Raw genomic sequence first — 22,402 nt, forward strand, 5'->3', positions numbered from 1 at the left:
GATCGAAACCGGGTGCGCATCCGCGCTACTCTCCAAGGCCCTGTTCCACGAGGTGCCCTCATGAGTCACGACACCCTGTTCGGCAAGATCATCCGCCGCGAAATTCCCGCCACCATCGTCTATGAGGACGAGGACGTGCTCGGCTTCAAGGACATCGCGCCGCAGGCGCCGGTGCACGTGTTGTTCATTCCCAAGCACGAGGCGATCCCGACCCTGGATGACGTGCGCCCGGACCAGGCGCACCTGATCGGCAAGCTGGCAATGGCCGCCGCGGAGTACGCGCGCCGCGAAGGCTTCGCACAGGACGGTTACCGCATCGTCATGAACTGCCGCGAGCACGCCGGGCAGACCGTGTTCCACATCCATCTGCACCTGCTGGCCGGTGCCCCGCTGGGCCACTTCGGCACGGCAAACGGCTGAGCCGGCCGCGCGCAAACAAAAACGCCGCCCGAGGGCGGCGTTTCTGCGTCAGCGTGTTACCACCAGCCCCAGCCGCGGTAGCCCCAACCCGGACCCCAGCCCGGGCCCCACGGGCCGTACGGGTAGGCGGGCACCACATCCACCTGGCGCTGTTCCGGCCACAGGTAGATCACGTCGGCGTCCAGCTTCGGCAGGCGATAGTCGTACTCGCCGATCCGGGTGTTCTCGTAACCGCCGATCTTGCCGATGAAGGTCACGTCGCGGCCCGGCTCGAACACCGCCGGATCATAGAAGCCGGCGCGGCAGGCAATGAAGCGGCCGTCACTGGCGTCGGCCGAGGTGGTGCTCGGGCGGCCACTGCCGTTGAGCGGGCGCGAGATCATCTGGAAGCAGGTCTGGCCCTGGCCCGGATTGGTTTCGATGATGCGACCACCCCAACGCACCGGCGTGCCCACCTGCTGGGTGGGAACCGCGTCGCGCGGGCTGACCATACTGAACTGCCCCTGCAGCGGCTTGGGCGCGGTGGCGCAGGCAGCCAGTGCCAGGGAGGCAGCAAGGGGAAGCAGGATTTGAATCTTCATGGGGATGCTCCGGAGGTCGGGCGATGCCTGCGCAGGTCGCGCAATAATGAAGTGAGGTCGACGTCAGCGCCAGCGTAGCGCGCCTGGACGAAACGCTCGCTGAGCGACAACAACGCCGGGTCGGGGCGGTGCTGGTGTACCCGGCGGGCCCATGCGCCGGCGGGTTCGGCGCCAGCACGGGACAAACCATAGCGGGCATACCGGCGTCCCAGCCGGTGCCAGGCCCGCAGCAGCGGGTCGCGCTCGCGTTCGCCCCGGGCCAGCAGCCATGCCATCCACCCTAGCGCGGCCAGCGCGAAGACGATGAAAATTCCCACCAGTTGGCTCGGATCCAGCCGCTCGAAACCAAACGGTTTAAGAAGCTGCTGCTGGCGGTTGGCATCGAAGGACAGGATCAGGTCGTTCCAGCCCCGGCGCAGCCAGTCGCCCATCTGCCCGATCTGCAGCCATCGGCTGGTGAGCGTGGCACCGCCATCGCCTGCCGCCAGCCGGTCTTCGAGGGTGTCGTAGACGCGTTCGGGGGCGACGGCCGCCGTCGGGTCGACCCGCACCCAGCCGCGCCCGGGCAGCCAGACCTCGGCCCAGGCGTGGGCATCCATCCGGCGCAGTACCCAGTAATCGCCATACGGGTTGCGGATGCCGCCGGCAAAGCCGGTCACGACCCGCGCCGGGATGCCGGCGTTGCGCATCAGCACCACGAACGACGAGCTGAAGTGCTGGCAGAAGCCGGCCTGCTGATCGAACAGGAATTCGTCCACGCCGTCGCGTCCGGGCTCGGGCGTGTCCAGGGTGTAGACGAAACGTTCGCGTACCCACGCGAGTGCGCGCTGCACGATCGCGGCATCGTTGTTGCCCGCCTCCTGTCGCCACTGGCGCGCCAGCACAGTGGTACGCGGATTCAATCCCTCCGGCAGCTGCAGGGCCAGGCGCCGTTCGTAGGGCGTCAGTGCATCGGTATAGGTCAGCGCCGGGGCCGATTGCAGGCGCCATCGGGTCATCGCGTTCAAGGGCGTGCGGCTGCGCAGGCTGTGGTTGGCATCCAGATCGCTGCCGGGCGGTGCCTGCAACGGCAGGTCCAGCGCGACCAGCTGGCGGCGGTCGGTGGGTTCGTAGTCGATCTGGTACTCCCACTGCGTACTGGCGTGGGTGACGGCGGCCGGCGGGCGCTCGAGTTGGCGCTTGTCCTGTTCCCAGCGATGGCCATCGAAATGGGTCAGCACCGGCCCGCGCCAGTAGCGCTGCTGGGGCTCCGGAATCGCGCCGAAGAACTGGACGCGCAGCGCCGGGGTGTCATCGGCCATCAGATCCAGCCATTGGCCCGGTTCCATGGTGTCCGACAGCCCCGGCTTGCCGACCGCGCGGTCCGGAATGCCCCATAGCGGTTCGCTCAACCGCGGGAACAGCCAGAAGCCGGCCAACGCCAATGGCAATCCGAGCAGCACCAGGCGACCGATCCCGCGCAGGTGGCGCTTGAGCGGTGCCGGTAGGGCCTGGCCTTCCAAGTGCGCCAGCCGTTGCAGGGCGAGCAGTGCGACCAGGCCAGCGATGACCGCCAGCACCATCGTCGTCGGCCCCTGGTCGAGCAGGAAGGCGGCGAACGGCGCGAACAGGGCAAAGCCGACCAGACTGCGTGCATCGCGCAGGCTGCGCAGTTCGCTGGACTTCAGTGCCAGCATCGCCGCGAGCAGCGCGCAGCCGGTGTCGCGGCCCGGGCGCGGTCCCATCTGCCAATAGATGGCGGCCAGCATGATCATCACCAGCAGCAGGCGCAGTACACCCGGCAACAGGCGCTGCCGTGAGGCAAGGGCGGTCAGCACCGCCACGCCGGCGAAGATCGTGGCCAGCAGGAAGGGCAGCTGCAGCAGCAACGGGACCAGGCACAGCGCGGCACTGGCCAGGGTCCAGTAGCGGGCACCGGTGCCCAGCGGGGAAACGGGGGCGTCAGTCATGCGGCATCAGCGCCAGGGCGCGCTGGCAGAGATGGTGGTGGGCGCTGCCATTTCCGGGGCCGAGCACGGGTTGCCCGGGCAGGGTCAGCGTGTACCGGCGACCCTCGCGTTCGGCCAGATCCACCCAGTGCGCCAGCCGCGCGATGCGTGCTTCGGTCGGCAACGGTGTCAGCTGGCGCCAGTCCAGCACGATCTCCACGCCGACCGGTTTCTCATACTCGCGCACCAGCAGCGTGTCGCGCCGCGCGGAGTGCTTCCACGCGATGCTGCGGGTGGGATCACCGGCGCGATACGGACGCAGCTGATGCAGCTCATCGCCACTGGCATGCACGCGCGTGTGCAGCGGGTCGCCGCCACTTTCCGGCAGTGCCGGTGCGTGGGGTTCGGGTGCGGCATAGACCAGCAACGGCGTTTCCGGCCACACCCATGACCATGCGCGCACCAGCCCGAGTGGTTGTGTGGTGGCGACGCGAATGCGCTCCAGATCGAACCAGCCGCGCTGGTGCGTGGGCAGGTCCAGATCCACTTCGATCTGATCGGTGTCCACCAGGTGGCCGAACGCCGCCACGCCACCGTGTTCCACCTGCAGCCCACGACGGGCGCGGGTGTCGTTGCGCGAGAGGCTGATGCGCAGGCGCAGGGGTGCACCGGCGATCACCGGCTCGGCGGACACCGCGTCCACCTGCAGCGCGGAAAGCTGCAGGTGCGCGCTGATCGCGCTGGCGATGCTCACCGTGGCCAGCAGCAGCGCCAGCAACAGGGCCGGGTTGTTGTTGTAGTTCAGTGCGCCCAGCAGCATCGCCGACAGCAGCACTGCGATGAACAAGCCAAAGCGCGTGGGCAGCACATAGATGCGGCGCCGATCGAACCGGCGCGGCAGGTGCTCGGGGTGGCGTGGTCGCGCCAGGTGTTGCAGTTGCTGCCAGCGGGCTCCCCAGCCGCGGCGCATCTCAGTCGACCTGCACGGTCTGGAGGATGGCGCGCGCCAGTGCCGGGCCGTTGGAGGCTTCGGCCTCCGGCACCAGGCGATGTCCGGCCACCGCGACGAACAGGGTCTGCACGTCTTCGGGCACCACATGCGCGCGACCCAGCAGCAGGGCATGCGCCTTCGCCGCGCGCAGCAGGGCCAGCCCGGCGCGTGGTGAGAGGCCGACGCGCACGCCGGCATGCTGGCGGCTGCGGGCCAGCAGTGCCTGCACGTAAGTGATCAAGGCTTCGCTGGCATGCACCTGGCCGACGGCCTGGCGCAGCGTGCGTACCTCCACCTCGCTCAACCGCGCGGTGGCCTGTGCGATCAGGTGGCGACGATCAGTGCCGCGCAGCAGCTCGCGTTCGGATTCCGGATTGGGGTAACCCAGCGCCAGCCGCAGCAGGAAGCGGTCCAGCTGCGAGTCCGGCAGCGGGAACGTGCCGGAGAGATCCACCGGGTTCTGGGTGGCGATGACGAAGAACGGATCGGGCAGCGGATGGGTCACGCCATCGAGGGTGACCTGCTGTTCGGCCATCGCTTCCAGCAGCGCACTCTGCGTGCGCGGTGGCGCGCGGTTGATCTCATCGGCCAGCAGCACATGGGTGAAGACCGGGCCGGGATGGAACTGGAACTGGCGGCTGCCGGCATCGTAGACCGAGACGCCGAGCACATCGGCCGGCAGCAGATCGGAGGTGAACTGCACGCGCTGGAAGCCCAGCCCCAGGCTGGAGGCCATGGCGTGGGCGAGGGTGGTCTTGCCCAGGCCGGGCAGATCTTCGATCAGCAGGTGGCCGCCGGAGAGCAGCGCCACGAAGGCCAGCCGCACTTCCTGCGCCTTGCCCAGCACCAACCCGTTGACCTGGTCCTGGGCGGCGCGAAGGGACTGACGCAGTACATCGGTTAGCATGGCTGGCACGGGGGGCGAATGATCCATGTCCGTCTCGATTCGATGATTCCACTGATTCTATAGAGCAATGCAGGGCGAACAACGCGCACGCACCATATTCCTGTTGTTGTGGACGCTGGTCACCGCCGTCAAATTGGTGGTGGCCGCTCGTCTGCCCTTGTTCGTGGACGAAGCGTTCTACTGGCAGGAAGGCCAGCACCTGGCGGCCGCCTATTCCGATCTGCCCGGGCTGACGGCCTGGCTGGCACGCCTGGGCGTGGAGATCGGTGGCAACCATGTGCTTGGGTTGCGCCTGCCGTTCCTGGCGATCGGTGCCTGGCTGCCTTGGCTGGTGTCGCGCATCGCCACGCGCTGGTTCGGCGCGGTGGCCGGTTGGCAGGCCGGCAGCCTGACCTTGTTGATGCCGCTGTCGGCCACGTTGGGCATGCTGGCCGTGCCGGATGTACCGATGGCACTGGCGGCGGTGCTCTGCCTGGATGCCGGTGCGCGCCTGCTGCGCAATGTCGATGCGGCGGCGGCGGTGAAGCTGGCGGCCGGCCTGTCGATCGGCGCGCTCAGCCATTACCGCTTCATCGGCGTCATCGTGGTCGGCTTCATCGCACTGCTGGTGTTGCCGCAGGGCCGGCGCATGCTGCGCGATCCGCGCGTGTGGGTCGCCTTGGCCGTGGGCGTGGTGGCATGGTTGCCGCTGTTGTCGTGGAATGCCGACAACCATGATGCGGGGCTGAAATTCCAGGTGGTCGAGCGCCATCCGTGGGCGTTCGAATGGAGCGGGCTGTGGTTCCTGGTGATCCAGCCGATGCTGGTCACCCCGATCCTGTGCATCGCGATGTGGAAAGTGGCGCTGGCCGGCACCCGCTCCGGTGGCGGTGCGCGTGCGCAGTGGCGCTACTTCGGCCTGATCGGTGCCGTGTCGACCCTGTCGATCTTCGCGCTGGGCTTCTTCACCGACGTGGAGCGCATCAGTTTCCACTGGCCGCTGCCCGGGTATCTCGCACTGCTGATCGCGGTGCCGGTCGTGCTCAACGGGTGGCCGCGCTGGCTGCGCCGCACCGGCTGGTGGTTGGCCGGTACCGGTCTGGCACTGGCCTTCGGGTACTACCTGATGGCCTCCACGCCGATGGCGCGCGAGCAGCTGGCCGGCTACAAGTACTACCCGCGCAACTTTGCGGGCTGGCAGCCGTTGGCCCGCGCCGTCCGCGACGAACTGAAGACCCTGCCGCCCGGCACACGCGTGCTCGCCGGCAATTTCAAGGTGGGCGCGGAGCTGGGCTTCCAGCTGGGTGACGCGTCGATCGAGGTGCTGCCCCATCCCTTGAATGACAAACATGGCCGCAGTGCACAGCTGGGTCTGTGGCATCTGCTGCACGATGGCAAACGCGATGCGCCGATGCTGCTGGTGCTTGCGCCCAGCGATCAACGCTATCGCGATCTGCTGGCGCGCTATCACGCGATCTGCGAGCAGGTCGGGCCGCTGCCGCCGCCACGTGTGGTCAGCAACGATCATGGCTACCAGCGCTTCCTGTTGTTCAGGCTGCCGGCCGAACGTGTCGATGGGCCGTGCGTGACGCCGGCGATGGCGTGGTTGGATGCGCCGCAGTCCGGGGCGACCGTGGGGGACACCCTCGATGTGCATGGCTGGGCCTTCAAGGACGGCGTGGGCATCGAGCGGGTCGAGCTGCTGATCGATGGCAAGCCGGTGGGTGACGCGGCCTACGGGCGTGCCTTCGATATCACCCGTGCGTGGAAAATCTCCACCGATCCCCAGCACCCCAACGTCGCCTTCGATGCCACGCTGGATACCCGCCACCTGGCCCCGGGGCGCCATTGGCTCGGGATGACGCTGCACGGCAAGGACGGCAGCGTGGAGCAGTGGCAGGAACAGGCCTTCGTCGTTCCCGCGCGCTGAGGCTCAGGGCAGGGTGTAGCCGGCCTGCCGCAGCAGCTGGCTCACCGCGATCAACGGCAGCCCGATCAGCGCGGTCGGGTCGCGGTTCTCGATCGCATCGAACAGCGTGATGCCCAGCCCTTCGCATTTGAAGCTGCCGGCGCAGTCCAATGGCTGCTCGGCGGCCACGTAGCGTTCGATCTCTGCTGGTCCCAGCACGCGGAAATGGACGCGGGTCAGATCGCAGGTCGCCAGCACCTCGCCGTCGCGCACCAGGCTCACCGCCGTGTGGAAGTCCACCACCTGCCCGGACATCGCCGCCAGCTGCGCATGGGCGCCTTCGATCGTGCCCGGCTTGCCCAGCGGGGCCCCATTCAGCTCCGCCACCTGGTCCGAGCCGATCACCCACTGGCCCGGGTGCAGGCGGGCGACGGCCTCGGCCTTGGCCCGCGCCAGCCGCACAGCCACGGCCCGCGGGGCCTCGCCGGGGGCAGGCGTCTCATCCACCTCGGGGCGGGCGGTGGCCAGGGGCAGGCCGAGCCGTTCCAGCAGTTCACGGCGGTAGCGCGAGGTGGAGGCAAGCAGCAGTGGGGTCATGCGACAATACCGGGCACGGAAGGCCGGCAGTCTGGGCCCTTCGGGCGGGAATCGGCAACCTGACTGCGCAGGTATTTGACAGCGGCCCGGACGATCCTTAACATTCAGCGGCTTATGTCCGCAAACGTGCCCGAAATGCTGGATGCTTGGCGGATGGTCGCAGCACGCAGGTGCTTCGACGGCCAGGTGGATCTAGCGGAATTGACCCGCCTCCAGGGCCTTGTCGCCGATACCGAAGGAACGTGCACCTATGCACTGGAATTCGCGCACGACGACATCCTGCAGGTATCCTATGTTGAACTGTCCATCGACACCGCGCTGCCGCTGATCTGTCAGCGCAGCCTGCAGCGTTTCCTGTTGCCGGTTTCGATGGTGCAGCGGCTCGGTCTGATCCGCAGCGAAGAGGAAGAGTCCTCGTTGCCGGAAGGCTGGGAGCCGTGGCTGGTGCCGGAAGACGGCATGCTGCGACCGCTGGAACTGGTCGAGGACGAACTCGTCCTGGCCGTGCCCGTCGTGCCGCTGTCTCCCGATGGTGAGGCCGTGGACAAGGACTGGGCACCGACCGAAGAAGAAATCAGCAAGGCCAATCCGTTCGCGGCGTTGGCGGCACTGAAAAAACAATAGCAGCCGGATTGTCGTCGGCGGCTGCGGCGAAAGCGAAAACTGTGCTGGGCGCTGGCGTCCTGCGCGACGATACGACGAAGCAAAACGAACCGAGTTTGGAGCAATCCCATGGCTGTGCAGAAATCCCGTGTCACCCCGTCCCGCCGCGGTATGCGCCGTGCGCATGACGCCCTGAGCGCCAAGCAGCTGTCCACCGATCCGACCACCGGTGAAGTGCATCTGCGTCACCACATCACCGCTGACGGTTTCTACCGCGGCAAGAAGGTGATCACGACCAAGTCGAACTCGGCCGTCGAAGAAGATTGATTTGTGAAGGCCGCTGCCCGGTCGGGCGGCGGCCTTTACCCCATTCTTCCCGGTCACCACGTTTGGTGATCGTGCTACAGGACATGCAATGAGCAAGCGGATCTACTCGAGGATCGCGGGCACTGGTAGTTATTTGCCCGAAAAAGTGTTGACCAACCAGGATCTGGAGAAAATGGTCGACACCAGCGATGAGTGGATTCAATCGCGCACTGGTATCCGTGAACGGCACATTGCGGCCGAGAACGAGACCACCAGCGACCTCGGCTACCACGCCGCGGTACGTGCGCTTGAAGCGGCCGGTATCGACGCTTCGCAGCTCGACATGATCGTGGTGGGTACCACCACGCCTGACCTGATTTTCCCGTCCACCGCGTGCCTGATCCAGGCCAAGCTCGGTGCGAGCGGCTGCCCCGCCTTCGACGTCAACGCGGCCTGTTCGGGCTTCGTGTTCGCGTTGAGCGTGGCCGACAAATTCATTCGTTCCGGTGATGCACGCTACGTGCTGGTCATCGGTGCGGAAACGCTGACCCGTATCGTCGACTGGACCGAGCGCACCACCTGCGTGCTGTTCGGCGATGGCGCGGGCGCCGTCGTGCTCAAGGCCGACGAAGAAACCGGCATCCTCAGCACCCACCTGCATTCGGACGGCAGCAAGAAAGAGCTGCTGTGGAACCCGGTGGGCGTCTCGGCCGGCTTCGGCGAGGGCGATGCGGCCCGCGGCGCGATCCTGATGAAGGGCAACGACGTGTTCAAGTACGCCGTCAAGGCGCTGGACTCGGTCGTCGATGAAACCCTGGAAGCCAACGCGCTGACCAAGGACGACCTGGATTGGCTGATCCCGCACCAGGCCAACCTGCGCATCATCGAAGCCACCGCCAAGCGCTTGGAGATGTCCATGGACCAGGTGGTGGTGACGGTCGACAAGCACGGCAACACCTCCTCGGCCTCGGTGCCGATGGCGCTGGACCACGCGGTCCGCTCCGGTCGCGTCGAGCGCGGCCAGCTGCTGCTGCTGGAAGCCTTCGGCGGCGGCTTCACGTGGGGTTCTGCTCTGCTGCGCTATTGATAGTGTCAGTTACGACAACGTGACGCTGTCGTTACGGCCCCATTACGGGGCCGTATGCATTTCAGGAGAACTGCCATGGTTGAGCCCATCGTCATCGAGGGCCAACGCGCCTGGCTGAAGCAGTACGGCGAAGGAAGCCGGGTGGTCGCACTCGGCCTGCTCAACTTCATCGCCCGCCGCTTCCAGCTCGACGCCCTGCGCCCACCGCCGCACCGGGGTGGCGACGCCGCCCGCGAAACCGAAGCCCGCCGCCTGTCCGAACTGCAGGCCCAGGGTGTCAATGTCCCCAGTGTGATCGGCAGCGGTCACGCCGCGCTTGTGCTGGGCGACAACGGCTCCTCGTTCAATACCTGCCTGCGCGAAGCCGACGATGCCGGCCGCGATCGCCTGGTGTCGGCCGCCATGAACGCGATCGCCCAGGCGCACCAGAAGGGCGCCTATTTCGGCCAGCCGCTCCCGCGCAATCTCACCTGGGATGGCAACGCCATCGGCTTCATCGACTTCGAAGAAGACCCCCTCGAAGTCATGGATCTGGCTCAGGCGCAGGCCCGCGACTGGCTGATGTTCGGTTACGGCGTGGCCAAGTACTACGAAGACCGTCCGCAGCAGCTCCAGGCCCTCATGGCCGAGGCGATGGACGGCGCGGAAGCCCCGGTGATCGCGCACGCCCATGACGTCACCGGCCGCCTCCAGGGCCTGGCCCGCGCCAGCATGAAGATGGGCCGCTCCGCGCGCGCACTGGCCCATTCGATCCTGATCGTGCATGGCGCCACCACGCTGGGCGTGCTGATGGTCGTCGCGATCTGCTTCGATTTCTTCACCGATGGCGACCTGGACATCCTCCAGCTGTTCACCTGAGCACAGGCCCCACATACGCGGCAGTACAGACGAAGGGCGACGTTCCCCTTTATCATTCGCCGTTCGATTTTTGCAGGCGGATGATCGCGTGACCGATACCAATCTCGCATTCGTGTTCCCGGGCCAGGGCTCGCAGTCGCTGGGCATGCTGGCCGAACTGGCCGAGCTGCACCCGCAGATCCGCGAGGCCTTCACCGAAGCCTCCGATGGCGCCGGTGTCGACCTGTGGGCGCTGTCGCAGGGCGGTCCCGAGGAAATGCTCAACCGCACCGAATACACCCAGCCGGCCCTGCTGGCCGCCAGCATCGGCGTCTGGCGCGCCTGGAACGCCGCTGGTGGTGTGCAGCCCGCCGTCCTGGCCGGCCACAGCCTCGGCGAATACACCGCCCTGGTGGCCGCTGGCGCGCTGACCCTGCGTGACGGCGCCCATCTGGTGCGTCTGCGCGGCCAGCTGATGCAGGAAGCCGCCCCGACCGGCGTCGGTGCCATGGCCGCCGTTCTCGGCGCCGAAGACGCGCTGGTCGTGGAGGTCTGCGAGCAGGCTGCCGGGAGCCAGGTCGTCGTGCCCGCCAACTACAACTCGCCCGGCCAGATCGTCATCGGTGGCGACGCGGCTGCCGTGGATCGCGCGTTGGCGCTGCTCGCCGAGAAGGGCGTCCGCAAGGCGGTCAAGCTGGCCGTCAGCGTGCCCTCGCACACCCCGCTGATGCGCGAAGCCGCCAACCGCCTGGCCGAAACCATGGCCGGCCTGGACTGGTGCGCCCCGGCCCTGCCGGTGGTGCAGAACGTGGATGCCCGCGTGCATGACGGCGTGGATGCCATCCGCCAGGCGCTGGTGCAGCAGCTGTACCTGCCCGTGCAGTGGACCGGCTGCGTGCAGGCGCTGGCCGCCCGTGGCGTCACCCGCGTGGCCGAATGCGGCCCGGGCAAGGTGCTGAGCGGATTGATCAAGCGCATCGACAAATCGCTGGACGCGCGCACACTGTCCACGCCCGCCGATTTCGAGACGGCCCGCGAGACCTGGGCCGCCTGATGTCTTCCGATCGCGCCCGTGCTGGAATGGCTTCGCGCCAGACTGGCCGGACCGGTCCCGTTTGAGGAACTGAGATGAGCAAGCCCCTTCAGGGTGAAATCGCACTGGTCACCGGCGCCAGCCGGGGTATCGGTGCCGCGATCGCCGACGCACTGGCCGCGCAGGGCGCGACCGTCATCGGCACCGCCACCACCGACGCCGGTGCCGCCGCCATCGGCGAGCGTCTGGCCGCCGTGGGTGGCCACGGCCGCGCGCTGAACGTCACCGACGCCGCTGCGCTGGAGGCCGTGCTTGATGGGATCGCCAAGGAATTCGGCGCCATCAGCATCCTGGTCAACAACGCCGGCATCACCCGCGACAACCTGTTGTTGCGGATGAAGGAAGAAGACTGGCAGGCGATCCTGGACACCAACCTGACCAGCGTGTTCCGCACCTCCAAGGCCGTCATGCGCGGCATGATGAAGGCGCGCAAGGGCCGCATCATCAACATCGCCTCGGTGATCGGCGTGACCGGCAATGCCGGCCAGGCCAATTACGCCGCGGCCAAGGCCGGCATCATTGCCTTCTCCAAGTCGCTGGCCAAGGAAATCGGCTCGCGCGGGATCACCGTCAACGTGGTCGCGCCGGGCTTCATCGATACCGACATGACCAAGGCCCTGCCCGAAGAGCAGCGCACCGGCCTGGTCAAGTCGATCGCCCTGGAGCGGCTCGGCGAGCCGTCCGATATCGCCAACGCGGTGGCGTTCCTGGCCGGTCCTTCGGCCAGCTACATCACCGGCGAAACCCTCCATGTGAACGGCGGCATGTACATGCCGTAAGCATGTGGCGCATGGATTGCGCCGCAAGTGGTTGATCCGTTTGATGTTTTGCTGCGATGCAAGGTGTCGCTGGTTTCCACTACACTATCCCACGGTCATCCCTCACCGGATGGCGTCATTTTTGAACCACTACTCCATCTGGAGCGATATCCAATGAGCACCATCGAAGAACGCGTCAAGAAAATCGTCGTCGAACAGCTTGGCGTCAAGGAAGAGGAAGTCACCAACAGCGCATCGTTCGTCGATGACCTGGGCGCTGACTCGCTGGACACCGTTGAACTGGTGATGGCGCTGGAAGAAGAGTTCGAGTGCGAAATCCCGGACGAAGAAGCCGAAAAGATCAGCACCGTGCAGGCTGCGATCGACTACATCAACGCCCACGTCAAGGCTTGATGTCAGGCGGCTCGCGCGCGGCCGTGGCAGTTGCTGCGACCGCGTGCGGCAAACCCATGGGGCCGCGCTTGCGGCCCTGTGCTTTTGAGCGTTACACCGCGTGATACCCGCAACACCCGGGTCAGGAGAATCTGCAATGAAGCGTCGCGTCGTCGTTACCGGCATGGGCATGGTCTCGCCATTGGGCAATGATATGGCCAGCAGTTGGAAGGGCATCACCGAAGGCCGTTCCGGCATCGGTCCGCTGACCAACGTTTCGCAGTCCTACCTGGACCGTTTCACCACCAAGATCGCAGGTGAGGTCAGGGACTTCGACATCACCGCCGACAACGAACAGTTCGGCAAATTCCGGGTCACTGGCAAGGATGCCAAGAAGATGGACCCGTTCATTCATTACGGCCTCGGTGCCGCCTTCATGGCCTTGAACGATTCGGGCCTGGAGATCACCGACGGCAATGCCGAACGCATCGGCGCCATCGTCGGCGCGGGTATCGGCGGCCTGCTGGGCATCGAAGAGCAGACCATCGATTTCCACGAGGGCAAGAAGATCTCGCCCTTCTACGTGCCCAAGACCATCATCAACATGCTCCCGGGCCAGCTGAGCATCATCACCGGCCTGAAGGGTCCGTCGTTCTCGGCGGTCTCTGCCTGCGCTACCTCGAACCACTCGATCGGCACCGCGATGCGCATGATCCAGTACGGCGATGCGGACGTGATGGTGGTTGGTGGTGCCGAGCGTGGTTCTTCGCCGACCGCTCTGGGCGGCTTCTGCGCGATGAAGGCGATGAGCACCCGCAACGATGCGCCGGCGGAAGCCTCGCGCCCGTGGGACAAGGAACGCGACGGCTTCGTGCTCGGCGACGGTGCCGGCATCCTGATCCTGGAAGAGTACGAACACGCCAAGGCGCGCGGCGCACGCATCTATGCCGAGCTTGCCGGTTTCGGCGCCAGCTCGGACGCGTACCACATGACCGCCCCGAGCGAGAACGGCGAAGGCGCGGCGCGCTGCATGACCATGGCGTTGAAGGACGCCGGCGTGACCCCGGACCAGGTCGGTTACCTCAACGCGCACGGCACCTCCACGCCGCTGGGCGACCTGGGCGAAACCATGGCCATGAAGACCGCCTTCGGCGACCACGCCTACAAGATGATGGTCAGCTCCACCAAGTCGATGACCGGCCACCTGCTCGGCGCGGCCGGCGGCGTGGAAGCGATCTTCTCGGTGCTGGCGCTGCGCGACAACATCATTCCGCCGACCATCAACCTGCACGAAGCGGGCGAGGGTTGCGACCTGGATTACGTGCCCAACACCGCACGCGAAGCCAAGGTGGATGTGGTGATGTCCAACGGCTTCGGCTTCGGCGGCACCAACGGCACGCTGGTGTTCAAGCGCGTCTGACCGCACGTTCCGTGTATCCCCACCCGGGCCGCCATCATGGCGGCCTTGGTGTATCTGGCCCCCGCGCACGCTGCGCGCCCTTCCGGTGTCCTGCCATGTTCCAGACGCTTCCGCTGACCGCCACCACCGATCTGCTGGCCCTGCAGCGCCTGGCCCCGCAGCGCTACCCGCTGCTGATGGAGTCCACCGCCTCGGGCACCGCGCAGGGCCGCTGGGATCTGCTGCTGATGGGCAATGGGGAATCCCTCGCACTGCACGCCGACGGCGTGGTGCGAGATGCGGATGGCGTTGCGCATGACGGCCGCTTCCTTGACGTGCTGGATGCGTACTGGGCCGCCCTGCGCCTGCCGCGCGAAGAGACCACGCTCCCGTTCCGCGGTGGCTGGGCATTGATGCTGGATTACGAACTGGCCGGCCAGATCGAAGACGTGCTGGCCTTGCCTGCGCGCGCCGATGGGCTGCCGTCCGCGCTGGCGCTGCGCTGCCCGGCGGCGGTGCTGCACGACCGCGTGCTGGGCCAGTTCCATGCCGTGTGCGAGACCGGCCAGGCGGCGCTGCTGCAGACGCTGCAGGATGACCTCGCTGCCGCCACGCTGGCGCCGCTGCCGACGTGGCAGCCACCGGTCGCGATCGGTGAGGACGCGCCACAGCGCTTCACCGAGGGCGTCGGCAAGGTGATCGATTACCTGCGCGCGGGCGACGTGTTCCAGGTGAACCTCTCGCGCCGCTGGAACGCGCAGTTCGCCGAGGCGCTCTCGCCGCAGGCGCTGTACGCGCAGCTGCGCGTGGCCAACCCCGCCCCGTTCGCCGGGCTGTTCATGGCGCAGGGCAGGGCGGTGGTCAGCTCCTCGCCCGAGCGCCTGGTCTCGGTGCATGGCGATGACGTGCAGACCCGCCCCATCGCGGGCACCCGCCCGCGCTTCGCCGGGGATGACGATGCCGCGCGCATCCAGGAACTGGTCGGCCATCCCAAGGAGCGCGCCGAACACGTGATGCTGATCGATCTGGAGCGCAACGACCTCGGCCGCATCTGCGCGCCGGGCAGCGTGGAGGTGGATGAGCTGATGACCGTGGAGAGCTATGCCCACGTGCACCACATCGTCAGCAACGTGCGTGGCCGCCTGCGTGAGGAGGTCAGCCCCGGCCAGGTGATCGCCGCGACTTTCCCCGGGGGCACCATCACCGGCTGCCCCAAAGTGCGCTGCATGCAGATCATCGCCGAGCTGGAGCAGACCGCCCGCGGCGCCTACACCGGCGCATTCGGCTGGCTGAACCGCGATGGCGATCTGGACCTGAACATCCTGATCCGCACCGCCGAAGTGGCCGGTGACACCGCCAGCTTCCGCACCGGCGCGGGGATCGTGGTCGATTCGGTGGCCGACAAGGAACTGGACGAAACCCGCGCCAAGGCCCGGGGCCTGCTGCGTGCGCTGGGCAGTGATGCCTGAGCCGTTTGGCGGTGTGCAGCACCCGCGCGGTATGCTGCGCGGCGAAGAAATGGATTCGAGGTGAGCATGGCGGGTGCGAAACGGGGATGTCTGGCCGTACTGGCCGTGTTGCTGCTGCTGGCCTTGCTGGTTGCGGCCGCAGGGGCATGGTTCTGGCATCGCCAGGGCGCCTTTGCCGATGCACCGGTCACCCCAAGCGCGGAGAGCGTGGTGATCGCCTCCGGTGATGGCTTCAGCACCGTGCTCGGCAAGCTGCGCCAGGCTGGCGTGGACGAAGGCAGCGACACCCAATGGCAGCTGCTGGCACGCCAGCTCGATGCAGCGGGCAAGCTCAAGGTCGGTGAATACGCGCTTGATCCTGCAATGACCCCGCGCGAGCTGCTGACCCGCATGCGCCAGGGCCGCGTCCTGCAGCACCGCGTCACCATCGTGGAAGGCTGGAACATCCGTCAGCTTCGCGCTGCGCTCAAGCGTGCCGATCCGCTGGTGCACACCACCGACGAACTGGACGATGCCGCCCTGATGAAGGCGGTCGGCTTCCCCGGCGAACACCCGGAAGGCCGCTTCCTGCCGGAGACCTACGTCTACCAGCGTGGCGACAGCGACATCGACGTGCTCAAGCGCGCGCATGCCGCGATGGAAAAAGAACTCACCGCCGCGTGGGACAGCCGGGTGGACGACCTGCCGCTGAACTCCCCGTATGAGCTGCTGATCCTCGCCTCGATCATCGAGAAGGAAACCGCACTGCCCAGCGAGCGGCCGCAGATCGCCGGGGTGTTCATGCGCCGCCTGAAGATCGGCATGCGCCTGCAGACCGACCCCACCGTGATCTACGGCATCGGCAGCAGCTACGACGGCAACATCCGCAAGCGCGACCTCACCACCGATACGCCGTACAACACGTACACGCGCGCCGGCCTGACCCCGACCCCGATCGCCATGCCAGGGCGCGATGCGCTGCATGCCGCCGCGCAGCCGGCCAAGGGCGATGCGCTGTACTTCGTGGCCGTGGGCGACGGCAGTGGCGCGCACATCTTCTCGGCCAACTACACCGACCACAACGCCGCCGTTGCCCGCTACCTGCAGCAGCTGCGCAGCAAACGCACCAACGAGGCCGCACCCCAATGAGTCCCGCGCTGCACCGGCACCCGCATTTCGTCAGCCTGGAAGGGGGCGAGGGCGCCGGCAAGACCACCGCCATCAACGCGATCCGCGAGGCCCTGCAGGCGCGCGGGCATGAGGTGGTACTCACCCGCGAACCCGGCGGCACCGCACTGGCCGAGCGCATCCGCGCGCTGGTGCTCACGCCGGACGCGGAGATCGCCGCCGAGCCGCTCTCGGCCGAGGCCGAGCTGCTGCTGGTGTTCGCCGCCCGCGCCCAGCACGTGCGCCAGGTGATCGCCCCGGCGCTGCAGCGCGGCGCCTATGTGCTGTGCGACCGCTTCACCGATTCCAGCTACGCCTACCAGGGCGGTGGCCGCGGCCTGGACCCGGCGTGGATCGCCGATCTGGAGCGCCGCGCCGTCGGCCTGCTGCCCGGCCTGACCCTGCTGCTGGATGTGGACGTGGCCGTCGGCCGTGCGCGCGCCAACGGCCGCGACCTGTGGCCGGACCGCATCGAAAGCGAGCACGATGATTTCTTCCAGCGGGTGCGCGCGGTGTTCCGCCAGCGTGCCAGCGAAGACCCCGCCCGTTACCGCCTGATCGACGCCAGCCAGGACCAGGCCGGCGTCGCCCGCGCGGTGGTGGCGGCCGTGGAGGCATGGTTGGCACAGGAGCCGGAACGTGGCTGAACCCTTCTCCCCCTGGCAGCAGCGCGCCTATGACCAGACCGTGGCCGCGCTCGATGCCGGTCGCCTCGGCCATGGCCTGCTGTTCTGCGGCCCGGCCGGCCTGGGCAAGCTGGGCGTCGCGCTGCGGCTGGCCGAGCACGTGCTGGGGCAGGGTGAGCCCGCCGCGGCCAAGCGCAGCGCCCAGCTGCTGGCCGCCGGCACCCACCCGGACCTGCAGCGGATCTCGTTCATCCCCAACAAAACCGGCGACAAGCTGCGCACCGAGATCGTGATCGAGCAGATCCGCGAGGTCTCGCAGAAGCTCTCGCTGACCCCGCAGTACGGCGTGGCCCAGGTGGTGATCGTCGATCCCGCCGACGCTATCAACCGCGCTGCCTGCAACGCCCTGCTCAAGACCCTGGAAGAGCCGCAGCCCGGCCGCTACCTGTGGCTGATCAGCGCCGATCCCGCGCGCCTGCCGGCCACCATCCGCAGCCGCTGCCAGCGCCTGGAGTTCAAGCTGCCGCCGCGCGAGGAAGCGCTGGCTTGGCTGCAGACCCTGGGCCACAGCGAAGCCAGCGCCCGCGAAGCCCTGGATGCCGCCCGCGGCCATCCCGGCCTGGCCGACCAGTGGCTGCGCGAAGATGGCCTGACCCTGCGCCGCCAGGTCGCCACCGACCTGGAAGCCCTCGTCGCTGGCCGCTCCGGCGCGGTGGAACTGGCCCAGCGCTGGACCGCCGATGACAACGCCGCCCTGCGCCTGCGCCACGCCGCCGATCTCGCCCTGGCCCAGGCCACCGGTGGTGGCTTGACCGATCCCGATCGATTGCACAAGCTGGCCGCCTGGTTCGATGCGGCCAACCGCACCCGCGACCTGCTGCGCACCACGGTGCGCGCCGATCTTGCGGTGGTGGAGCTGCTGCTGGCCTGGGGAAAGGTCAACGAACGGCACGCCAAGGGGAATAGAGCATGAGCGCCACCAACGCCCGACAGGGCATCCTGTCCCTTGCCGTCAAGGACAAGGCCGCGCTGTACAGCGCCTACATGCCGTTCGTGAAGAACGGCGGCATCTTCGTGCCCACGCCCAAGCGCTACTTCCTGGGCGATGAGGTGTTCCTGCTGCTCACCCTGCCGGACTCCAGCGAGCGCCTGCCGGTGGCCGGCAAGGTGATCTGGGTGACCCCCGCCGGGGCGCAGGGCAACCGCGCGGCCGGCATCGGCGTACAGCTGGCCGACGGCGCGGAAGGGGAGACCGTCCGCCACCGGATCGAGACGCTGCTGGCCGGCATCCTGACCGCGGACAAGCCCACGCACACGATGTGAAGAAATTTCTGCGAAACCGTTGACGTCAAAATTTGCCGCCCTATAATGAGCGGCTCAGCAGCATCGGGCGGTTAGCTCAGCGGTAGAGCATTGCCTTCACACGGCAAGGGTCACAAGTTCGAACCTTGTACCGCCCACCATGATTCAGTCGAAAAAGCCTCCGGAAACGGGGGCTTTTTTGTTGGGTTGGGTTTGATGGTTTAAGGGTTGCGTAGCGCGAGTGAGCTGACGGAGTGCGCGTCCCGATTTTCCCATTGAGCCCACAAGTGCAGGGCCGGTGGCGTCACGCGTTCTTTTTGCCGCGCATTGTTGTCAATCCGGAGAGAGTTCGGCTGAACAGCAGTATCCGGCTTTCTCAAGTGTGCAGAAGACGAAGCTGTCGAATGGGAGCTTGACTCTCGTGGAGTGGATCTGAAGCGTGGTGCGAGCAAAGGGATCAGATGCGCCGTCATCAATCTTCGAGGACATCAGCAGCTTCACTGAGTTCGCTAGCCATCTGACTAGCTTCGTCCTTTACTTCGTTAGCGGAAGCATCAATGTCCGGAACAACATCTCGCCAGTTCTCTAGACCTAGTCGATCCACATTGCTCCGTAGATTATCTGCAGCTGATTGAAGCTGGTTCTTCCTCTCTTCGAGCGCATCAAGCTGCCTACGCGCTTGCTCCAGTTGGTCCTCAAGCACTGAGATACGCGCGTTCTCGTCAGTACACAAGTCTTCATGAGGCTCATCGGCGGAGCTTGCGCCTGAATAACGGGAAGATCCTAAGCCGCACCCGGATATTAATATTGCAATCCCGAAGATGGTTGTAAATAGCCTATATCGAGAGTCCATCAATAATCCCGTAATTGTGTGTCGCGAACCGCGCCGTGATAGTGTGATATTACGGGCTTGACGGAGCGAAAGCAGTTTAAATCGTGGTCAATAGCTGCGCGATGATCGCGCCTACGGAAAGCGCGAGAGCAACGAGGGACACGCCCAGCGACCAGGCAAACTTTGTGTGCTCCTGTTCCTGAGCGGCGAGAATGGCAGTTAGATATGGGAGATTGACTGCGTTGCGCAATTGGCCGACTGCTGGGGCAAAAAGATGCACAGAACTATTCTCGCCTGTCTTGTAGCGATATTTGTGGTCCAAGTGATAGTAGAGATATCCGAAGAGAATGTTCTGATCGCAGCCAAGATTTTTTGATACGGCCTTAATGTCGATTGCGATCATCGTTTTTCCGATGTTAGGGCCTTCGGCAGGGAATGAGCTCTCGTACATTTTGAAGATGCAGCGAAGAACTTGTCTCTCCGTTGGTACAGAATTTTTCATGGCGCGCATCACCTAGCTGTACGATAAAGGTGCGGTTAGAAGAGGTGTCTACAGCCCAATGCGGCGTCAGCTTGCCATCTCGAGTCTGCTCGATCCTAGCTATCTCCACTCGAGACGAGACATCAACAAGCCCTGTCGGATTACGCGGTGCTGGTGGTCGCCGCTGGGCGACCATTCCAAAGTTCTCAGGAAACTATCTATGTCTGAAAGTAAATTTTGCTTGAGCTAAATGCAAGGCTCAGCATTAGTCAAGCGGGTATGTTTCCAAGGGTGAAGCAACCCTTAATCTTCCGTGCTAGATGAGTTAATTTCTTCATTTGAATTCCCTCGACGACGCGGCGATTTTTTGAAGAAATTTCTGTAGCTGTCCACGAATCCTGGAATTCGTGCAGAGGCATCTCTAAATACGGTTGTCTGAGCAAACTCATGCCAAGGACTGCCATGAGTCTCGCTATCCAAGAAGCGAAGTGGTGCCTCATCAAGTCGCGCGAGCGCGGAATCGAATAGACGAGCAGCCATCTCACTGTCCTCGAGAAGCTCAGCCTCTCGCCTGTACCCCTCATATGCCTTCGCGACGGAAGCCTTGAAAGCATAGTCTTCTGCCATCTTAAACCGCTGCCCAATCTGCTTTGTTGCAAGCCAAGCAAGCCACCCCGGGCCCGCCAAGCTCAGCGCCGAAAGAAAGACTTGGAGCGCGACGGCTGGCCAATTTGGCTCGCCTTCAGCGAGCTTGGTTAGGGTTTGCCACCGATATGCAGTTAGCACTGCCGCACCCGATAGCGAAATTACTAGAATGCCAACCCACAGCCCCAGGGTCACTCCCAGACTCCGAGCCTTCTCATCAAAGGCGGCGGCGAGCCCAATGGACGTAGTAATTCGTTGCGACTCTCGTACCTTAGCTACCAAGGCATCTGCTTCAAGCTTGGCTGATTCCAGCTTGGCAAGAATATCGGTTGAAGACTGGAGTGCGGCCGCAGCCTGGGTGCTTCTCTCCTTCACCGCGTCAGCGTCGGCAGATATCTGGGCACGAGCTCGCTTCAGCTCATCTAGACTAACCGGAAGGTCGTAGGCGGCCTCAGCAGCATCCTTGATGGTTGCAACTTGCTCTGTGAGCCTATTGGCATCCGGCACAATGGCATTTATAGAGGCCTCTATCCCTGTAAGCTTCCGCCTGAGTGCTTGTGGCATTTTGGCGCGGTCCCGGAGCTCTGACCAACCGAGTACTGAGTTAACCACCATGCGCAATGCAGACAGAGTACTCACAATTGCGATTGCTGCTGACGGGGCATTGCCGTTGAGGAGGTGCGGGACCGAGCCGCTTGCTATGTGCTGAAGCGCGGCAGGCCAGGCCTCCAGCAACGCAGCGGTTTCTGCGGTCTCCTCAAATGGGAGCTCAGATTCGATTTGGCCGGCTAGATCCGCGGCCAACATGCCAATGTCCCAGGGCGTCACTCCCGGTGCGTTCCAGCCATATCTCTGAATAGGGTCGTTGCCAGATCCCCGAGTGCTTTCTACAGCGGCGAATACGTTACGCAACTCGTGCACAATCAGGGGTAGTTGTGCGTTAGCAGCTTCGGCGTCTGACATAGCCCCTCCCATGGGCACAGTTGTGGTCAGAGATTAAGATTGGATAGGGCGCCGCACAAGTGCCGTTCAAGATTTTCGCTGGTCTGTGAGTAACTTACTCTCGCCCTTCGCAGGAGCGAGCCGACACGTCTACAGCTTCCGCTCCAAGGCTTAGCCTTGGAAGCAGAGTCGATCTAGCGCGTCAACGATCCGCATGTATATCTGCGGCTGTTCAGCCCCTTTGCGCCACCCGCCGCCCCTCTGATAGCTCCCCTGGTCCTGCGGGATAGAGATGTCGGGTGAATCGAAGGCAGGAGCACGAGGCGGACGCGGGCGTGGCGGGGACTGGGAATTTTTAAGGGGTAGGAAAGGCGGCTTTTGATCCATTGCTTTCGTTCGAGTCTACTCGCCGTGCAGCGACTGCTATCCATTGATCGCACAAAATGCATTGGGTACTCATTAATGCGTGGTATTAAGCCGTTAAAGGTGACTAAGCAGCTGCGCGAAGTTGTAAGCAGTCTAGGAGTCGCTGAAGAAATTAGAGTGAAATACGAATTTCGCAGGCTTGAGTAAATCCAAATCTTTGTATTAAATGTCAAAAAATTTGATAATTAGGATCGATCGGCACGATTTTGATAACGCCATGGTGAACGAAAAGCTCGGCGATTCGCCACTCACGCTGCGATAAAGAGAGTCCCGATGGGCACCGCAGAACTGTAGTTCCCTCGGGCGTCACAACTCGGCACTCAAGCGCCTCCGGTGTCATCGCTCCGACTCCCGAGTAGTTTGTCGCTACGAGCTCGTAACGATTGAAATGCCATGCTCCTATGTCAATGCGCTCAATGCCAGGGCCTTGTCGCACGTCCGTATCTAGCAGGGCAAAGGGTGGGCTGTTAAGGGAGCCAATTCTACTGAAGTTGATCGACTCCGTAATGCTATCGTTTTGGTCTATGACTAGGAGCGCCAAGTCCATGTCTTGTAGGCTGTCGTTCCATTCTAGGAAAACTTGGCCGGCATAGCTTGCCAACAGAGGAAGCGCAGATCCAGGTCCAGCTGTTACTGAGATAGCCCCCTGATTCCCCGGCCCCGTTCTATCGCTTATCTTTGTAGATAGGAAGAGGACTGTGCATATGACTAGGCATACGGAGTCAATAGAGGTAGTCGTGAAGGA

23 protein-coding genes and 1 tRNA gene are annotated in these 22,402 nt (G+C 64.9%); 16 read left to right on the forward strand and 8 right to left on the reverse strand.

Features of this window, described 5'->3' with window-relative positions:
- Positions 1-60 precede the first annotated feature (60 nt).
- Positions 61-420 (forward strand): histidine triad nucleotide-binding protein, encoded by a 360-nt coding sequence (locus tag ABE464_RS16185; RefSeq protein WP_346472766.1) that lies wholly within the window; start codon positions 61-63, stop codon positions 418-420.
- A gap of 56 nt (positions 421-476) precedes the next feature.
- Here ABE464_RS16185 and ABE464_RS16190 read toward each other — a convergent pair whose 3' ends face one another.
- Genes ABE464_RS16190 through ABE464_RS16205 form a run of 4 tightly spaced genes read right to left on the reverse strand, consistent with a single transcriptional unit; the run spans position 477 to position 4,854 of the window.
- On the reverse strand, positions 477-1,001 hold the full coding sequence (locus ABE464_RS16190; RefSeq protein WP_019185338.1) for a Slp family lipoprotein: 525 nt from the start codon (positions 999-1,001) through the stop codon (positions 477-479).
- Positions 998-2,950, reverse strand: a complete 1,953-nt coding sequence (locus tag ABE464_RS16195) for a DUF3488 and transglutaminase-like domain-containing protein (protein WP_346472767.1) — start codon at positions 2,948-2,950, stop codon at positions 998-1,000. Before ABE464_RS16195 ends, ABE464_RS16190 begins: the two co-directional genes overlap by 4 nt.
- Positions 2,943-3,899 (reverse strand): DUF58 domain-containing protein, encoded by a 957-nt coding sequence (locus ABE464_RS16200; protein WP_346472768.1) that lies wholly within the window; start codon positions 3,897-3,899, stop codon positions 2,943-2,945. The genes ABE464_RS16195 and ABE464_RS16200 overlap by 8 nt, the downstream gene beginning before the upstream one ends.
- 1 nt (position 3,900) lies before the next feature.
- Positions 3,901-4,854: a MoxR family ATPase gene (locus ABE464_RS16205; protein ID WP_346468493.1), complete on the reverse strand. Its 954-nt coding sequence runs from the start codon at positions 4,852-4,854 to the stop codon at positions 3,901-3,903.
- A gap of 40 nt (positions 4,855-4,894) precedes the next feature.
- Here ABE464_RS16205 and ABE464_RS16210 point away from each other — a divergent pair, with 40 nt between their 5' ends.
- Positions 4,895-6,736: a glycosyltransferase family 39 protein gene (locus ABE464_RS16210; protein ID WP_346472769.1), complete on the forward strand. Its 1,842-nt coding sequence runs from the start codon at positions 4,895-4,897 to the stop codon at positions 6,734-6,736.
- A 3-nt stretch (positions 6,737-6,739) separates the two neighbouring features.
- Here ABE464_RS16210 and ABE464_RS16215 read toward each other — a convergent pair whose 3' ends face one another.
- The gene (locus ABE464_RS16215) at positions 6,740-7,312 is read right to left on the reverse strand and encodes a Maf family nucleotide pyrophosphatase (RefSeq protein ID WP_346472770.1); all 573 of its coding nucleotides are present in this window, start codon (positions 7,310-7,312) and stop codon (positions 6,740-6,742) included.
- A gap of 114 nt (positions 7,313-7,426) precedes the next feature.
- Between ABE464_RS16215 and ABE464_RS16220 the strand changes: the two genes are divergently transcribed.
- From ABE464_RS16220 to ABE464_RS16285, 14 genes are all read left to right on the forward strand, one after another.
- Complete coding sequence (locus ABE464_RS16220; protein ID WP_121043054.1) at positions 7,427-7,936, forward strand: YceD family protein; 510 nt, start codon at positions 7,427-7,429, stop codon at positions 7,934-7,936.
- A gap of 108 nt (positions 7,937-8,044) precedes the next feature.
- Positions 8,045-8,242 carry a 50S ribosomal protein L32 gene (gene rpmF / locus ABE464_RS16225; protein WP_017357626.1) on the forward strand — a complete coding sequence of 66 codons (198 nt, stop codon included), beginning with the start codon at positions 8,045-8,047 and terminating at the stop codon, positions 8,240-8,242.
- A gap of 88 nt (positions 8,243-8,330) precedes the next feature.
- A complete protein-coding gene (locus tag ABE464_RS16230) occupies positions 8,331-9,308 on the forward strand; it encodes a beta-ketoacyl-ACP synthase III (protein WP_346472771.1) in 978 nt (325 codons plus the stop codon).
- Positions 9,309-9,383: 75 nt separating this feature from the next.
- Entirely contained in the window at positions 9,384-10,166 is a 783-nt protein-coding gene (locus tag ABE464_RS16235; RefSeq protein ID WP_346472772.1) for a serine/threonine protein phosphatase, read from the forward strand.
- Between the two features lie 88 nt (positions 10,167-10,254).
- Entirely contained in the window at positions 10,255-11,199 is a 945-nt protein-coding gene (gene fabD, locus ABE464_RS16240) for an ACP S-malonyltransferase (RefSeq protein ID WP_346472773.1), read from the forward strand.
- A gap of 74 nt (positions 11,200-11,273) precedes the next feature.
- A complete protein-coding gene (fabG, locus tag ABE464_RS16245) occupies positions 11,274-12,017 on the forward strand; it encodes a 3-oxoacyl-ACP reductase FabG (RefSeq protein ID WP_070426748.1) in 744 nt (247 codons plus the stop codon).
- A 153-nt stretch (positions 12,018-12,170) separates the two neighbouring features.
- The gene (acpP, locus tag ABE464_RS16250) at positions 12,171-12,410 is read left to right on the forward strand and encodes an acyl carrier protein (RefSeq protein WP_017357544.1); all 240 of its coding nucleotides are present in this window, start codon (positions 12,171-12,173) and stop codon (positions 12,408-12,410) included.
- Positions 12,411-12,546: 136 nt separating this feature from the next.
- Positions 12,547-13,809: a beta-ketoacyl-ACP synthase II gene (gene fabF / locus ABE464_RS16255; RefSeq protein WP_176990978.1), complete on the forward strand. Its 1,263-nt coding sequence runs from the start codon at positions 12,547-12,549 to the stop codon at positions 13,807-13,809.
- Positions 13,810-13,904: 95 nt separating this feature from the next.
- Complete coding sequence (locus ABE464_RS16260) at positions 13,905-15,257, forward strand: aminodeoxychorismate synthase component I (protein ID WP_346472774.1); 1,353 nt, start codon at positions 13,905-13,907, stop codon at positions 15,255-15,257.
- Positions 15,258-15,323: 66 nt separating this feature from the next.
- The gene (gene mltG / locus ABE464_RS16265) at positions 15,324-16,385 is read left to right on the forward strand and encodes an endolytic transglycosylase MltG (RefSeq protein ID WP_346472775.1); all 1,062 of its coding nucleotides are present in this window, start codon (positions 15,324-15,326) and stop codon (positions 16,383-16,385) included.
- A complete protein-coding gene (gene tmk, locus ABE464_RS16270; RefSeq protein ID WP_346472776.1) occupies positions 16,382-17,050 on the forward strand; it encodes a dTMP kinase in 669 nt (222 codons plus the stop codon). Before mltG ends, tmk begins: the two co-directional genes overlap by 4 nt.
- The gene (locus ABE464_RS16275) at positions 17,043-18,002 is read left to right on the forward strand and encodes a DNA polymerase III subunit delta' (RefSeq protein WP_346472777.1); all 960 of its coding nucleotides are present in this window, start codon (positions 17,043-17,045) and stop codon (positions 18,000-18,002) included. The genes tmk and ABE464_RS16275 overlap by 8 nt, the downstream gene beginning before the upstream one ends.
- Entirely contained in the window at positions 17,999-18,352 is a 354-nt protein-coding gene (locus ABE464_RS16280; protein ID WP_088432861.1) for a PilZ domain-containing protein, read from the forward strand. The genes ABE464_RS16275 and ABE464_RS16280 overlap by 4 nt, the downstream gene beginning before the upstream one ends.
- Positions 18,353-18,417: 65 nt before the next feature.
- Positions 18,418-18,492 (forward strand) — tRNA-Val (locus ABE464_RS16285).
- Positions 18,493-18,803: 311 nt separating this feature from the next.
- Here ABE464_RS16285 and ABE464_RS16290 read toward each other — a convergent pair.
- From ABE464_RS16290 to ABE464_RS16300, 3 genes are all read right to left on the reverse strand, one after another.
- On the reverse strand, positions 18,804-19,184 hold the full coding sequence (locus tag ABE464_RS16290) for a hypothetical protein (protein WP_346472778.1): 381 nt from the start codon (positions 19,182-19,184) through the stop codon (positions 18,804-18,806).
- Between the two features lie 76 nt (positions 19,185-19,260).
- Entirely contained in the window at positions 19,261-19,665 is a 405-nt protein-coding gene (locus tag ABE464_RS16295) for a hypothetical protein (protein WP_346472779.1), read from the reverse strand.
- 282 nt (positions 19,666-19,947) lie between these two features.
- On the reverse strand, positions 19,948-21,252 hold the full coding sequence (locus ABE464_RS16300; RefSeq protein WP_346472780.1) for a hypothetical protein: 1,305 nt from the start codon (positions 21,250-21,252) through the stop codon (positions 19,948-19,950).
- Positions 21,253-22,402 lie beyond the last annotated feature (1,150 nt).

The sequence above is a fragment of the Stenotrophomonas sp. TWI587 genome, assembly GCF_039674145.1.
Classification (GTDB): domain Bacteria; phylum Pseudomonadota; class Gammaproteobacteria; order Xanthomonadales; family Xanthomonadaceae; genus Stenotrophomonas; species Stenotrophomonas maltophilia_AY.

Bases quoted from the DNA above. Each gene is read 5' to 3' on its own strand.
- ABE464_RS16185 (WP_346472766.1), top strand. From the start codon at position 61: ATGAGTCACGACACCCTGTTCGGCAAGATCATCCGCCGCGAAATTCCC.
- ABE464_RS16190 (WP_019185338.1), bottom strand. From the start codon at position 1,001: ATGAAGATTCAAATCCTGCTTCCCCTTGCTGCCTCCCTGGCACTGGCT.
- ABE464_RS16195 (WP_346472767.1), bottom strand. From the start codon at position 2,950: ATGACTGACGCCCCCGTTTCCCCGCTGGGCACCGGTGCCCGCTACTGG.
- ABE464_RS16200 (WP_346472768.1), bottom strand. From the start codon at position 3,899: ATGCGCCGCGGCTGGGGAGCCCGCTGGCAGCAACTGCAACACCTGGCG.
- ABE464_RS16205 (WP_346468493.1), bottom strand. From the start codon at position 4,854: ATGGATCATTCGCCCCCCGTGCCAGCCATGCTAACCGATGTACTGCGT.
- ABE464_RS16210 (WP_346472769.1), top strand. From the start codon at position 4,895: ATGCAGGGCGAACAACGCGCACGCACCATATTCCTGTTGTTGTGGACG.
- ABE464_RS16215 (WP_346472770.1), bottom strand. From the start codon at position 7,312: ATGACCCCACTGCTGCTTGCCTCCACCTCGCGCTACCGCCGTGAACTG.
- ABE464_RS16220 (WP_121043054.1), top strand. From the start codon at position 7,427: ATGTCCGCAAACGTGCCCGAAATGCTGGATGCTTGGCGGATGGTCGCA.
- rpmF (WP_017357626.1), top strand. From the start codon at position 8,045: ATGGCTGTGCAGAAATCCCGTGTCACCCCGTCCCGCCGCGGTATGCGC.
- ABE464_RS16230 (WP_346472771.1), top strand. From the start codon at position 8,331: ATGAGCAAGCGGATCTACTCGAGGATCGCGGGCACTGGTAGTTATTTG.
- ABE464_RS16235 (WP_346472772.1), top strand. From the start codon at position 9,384: ATGGTTGAGCCCATCGTCATCGAGGGCCAACGCGCCTGGCTGAAGCAG.
- fabG (WP_070426748.1), top strand. From the start codon at position 11,274: ATGAGCAAGCCCCTTCAGGGTGAAATCGCACTGGTCACCGGCGCCAGC.
- acpP (WP_017357544.1), top strand. From the start codon at position 12,171: ATGAGCACCATCGAAGAACGCGTCAAGAAAATCGTCGTCGAACAGCTT.
- fabF (WP_176990978.1), top strand. From the start codon at position 12,547: ATGAAGCGTCGCGTCGTCGTTACCGGCATGGGCATGGTCTCGCCATTG.
- ABE464_RS16260 (WP_346472774.1), top strand. From the start codon at position 13,905: ATGTTCCAGACGCTTCCGCTGACCGCCACCACCGATCTGCTGGCCCTG.
- mltG (WP_346472775.1), top strand. From the start codon at position 15,324: ATGGCGGGTGCGAAACGGGGATGTCTGGCCGTACTGGCCGTGTTGCTG.
- tmk (WP_346472776.1), top strand. From the start codon at position 16,382: ATGAGTCCCGCGCTGCACCGGCACCCGCATTTCGTCAGCCTGGAAGGG.
- ABE464_RS16280 (WP_088432861.1), top strand. From the start codon at position 17,999: ATGAGCGCCACCAACGCCCGACAGGGCATCCTGTCCCTTGCCGTCAAG.
- ABE464_RS16290 (WP_346472778.1), bottom strand. From the start codon at position 19,184: ATGGACTCTCGATATAGGCTATTTACAACCATCTTCGGGATTGCAATA.
- ABE464_RS16295 (WP_346472779.1), bottom strand. From the start codon at position 19,665: ATGAAAAATTCTGTACCAACGGAGAGACAAGTTCTTCGCTGCATCTTC.
- ABE464_RS16300 (WP_346472780.1), bottom strand. From the start codon at position 21,252: ATGTCAGACGCCGAAGCTGCTAACGCACAACTACCCCTGATTGTGCAC.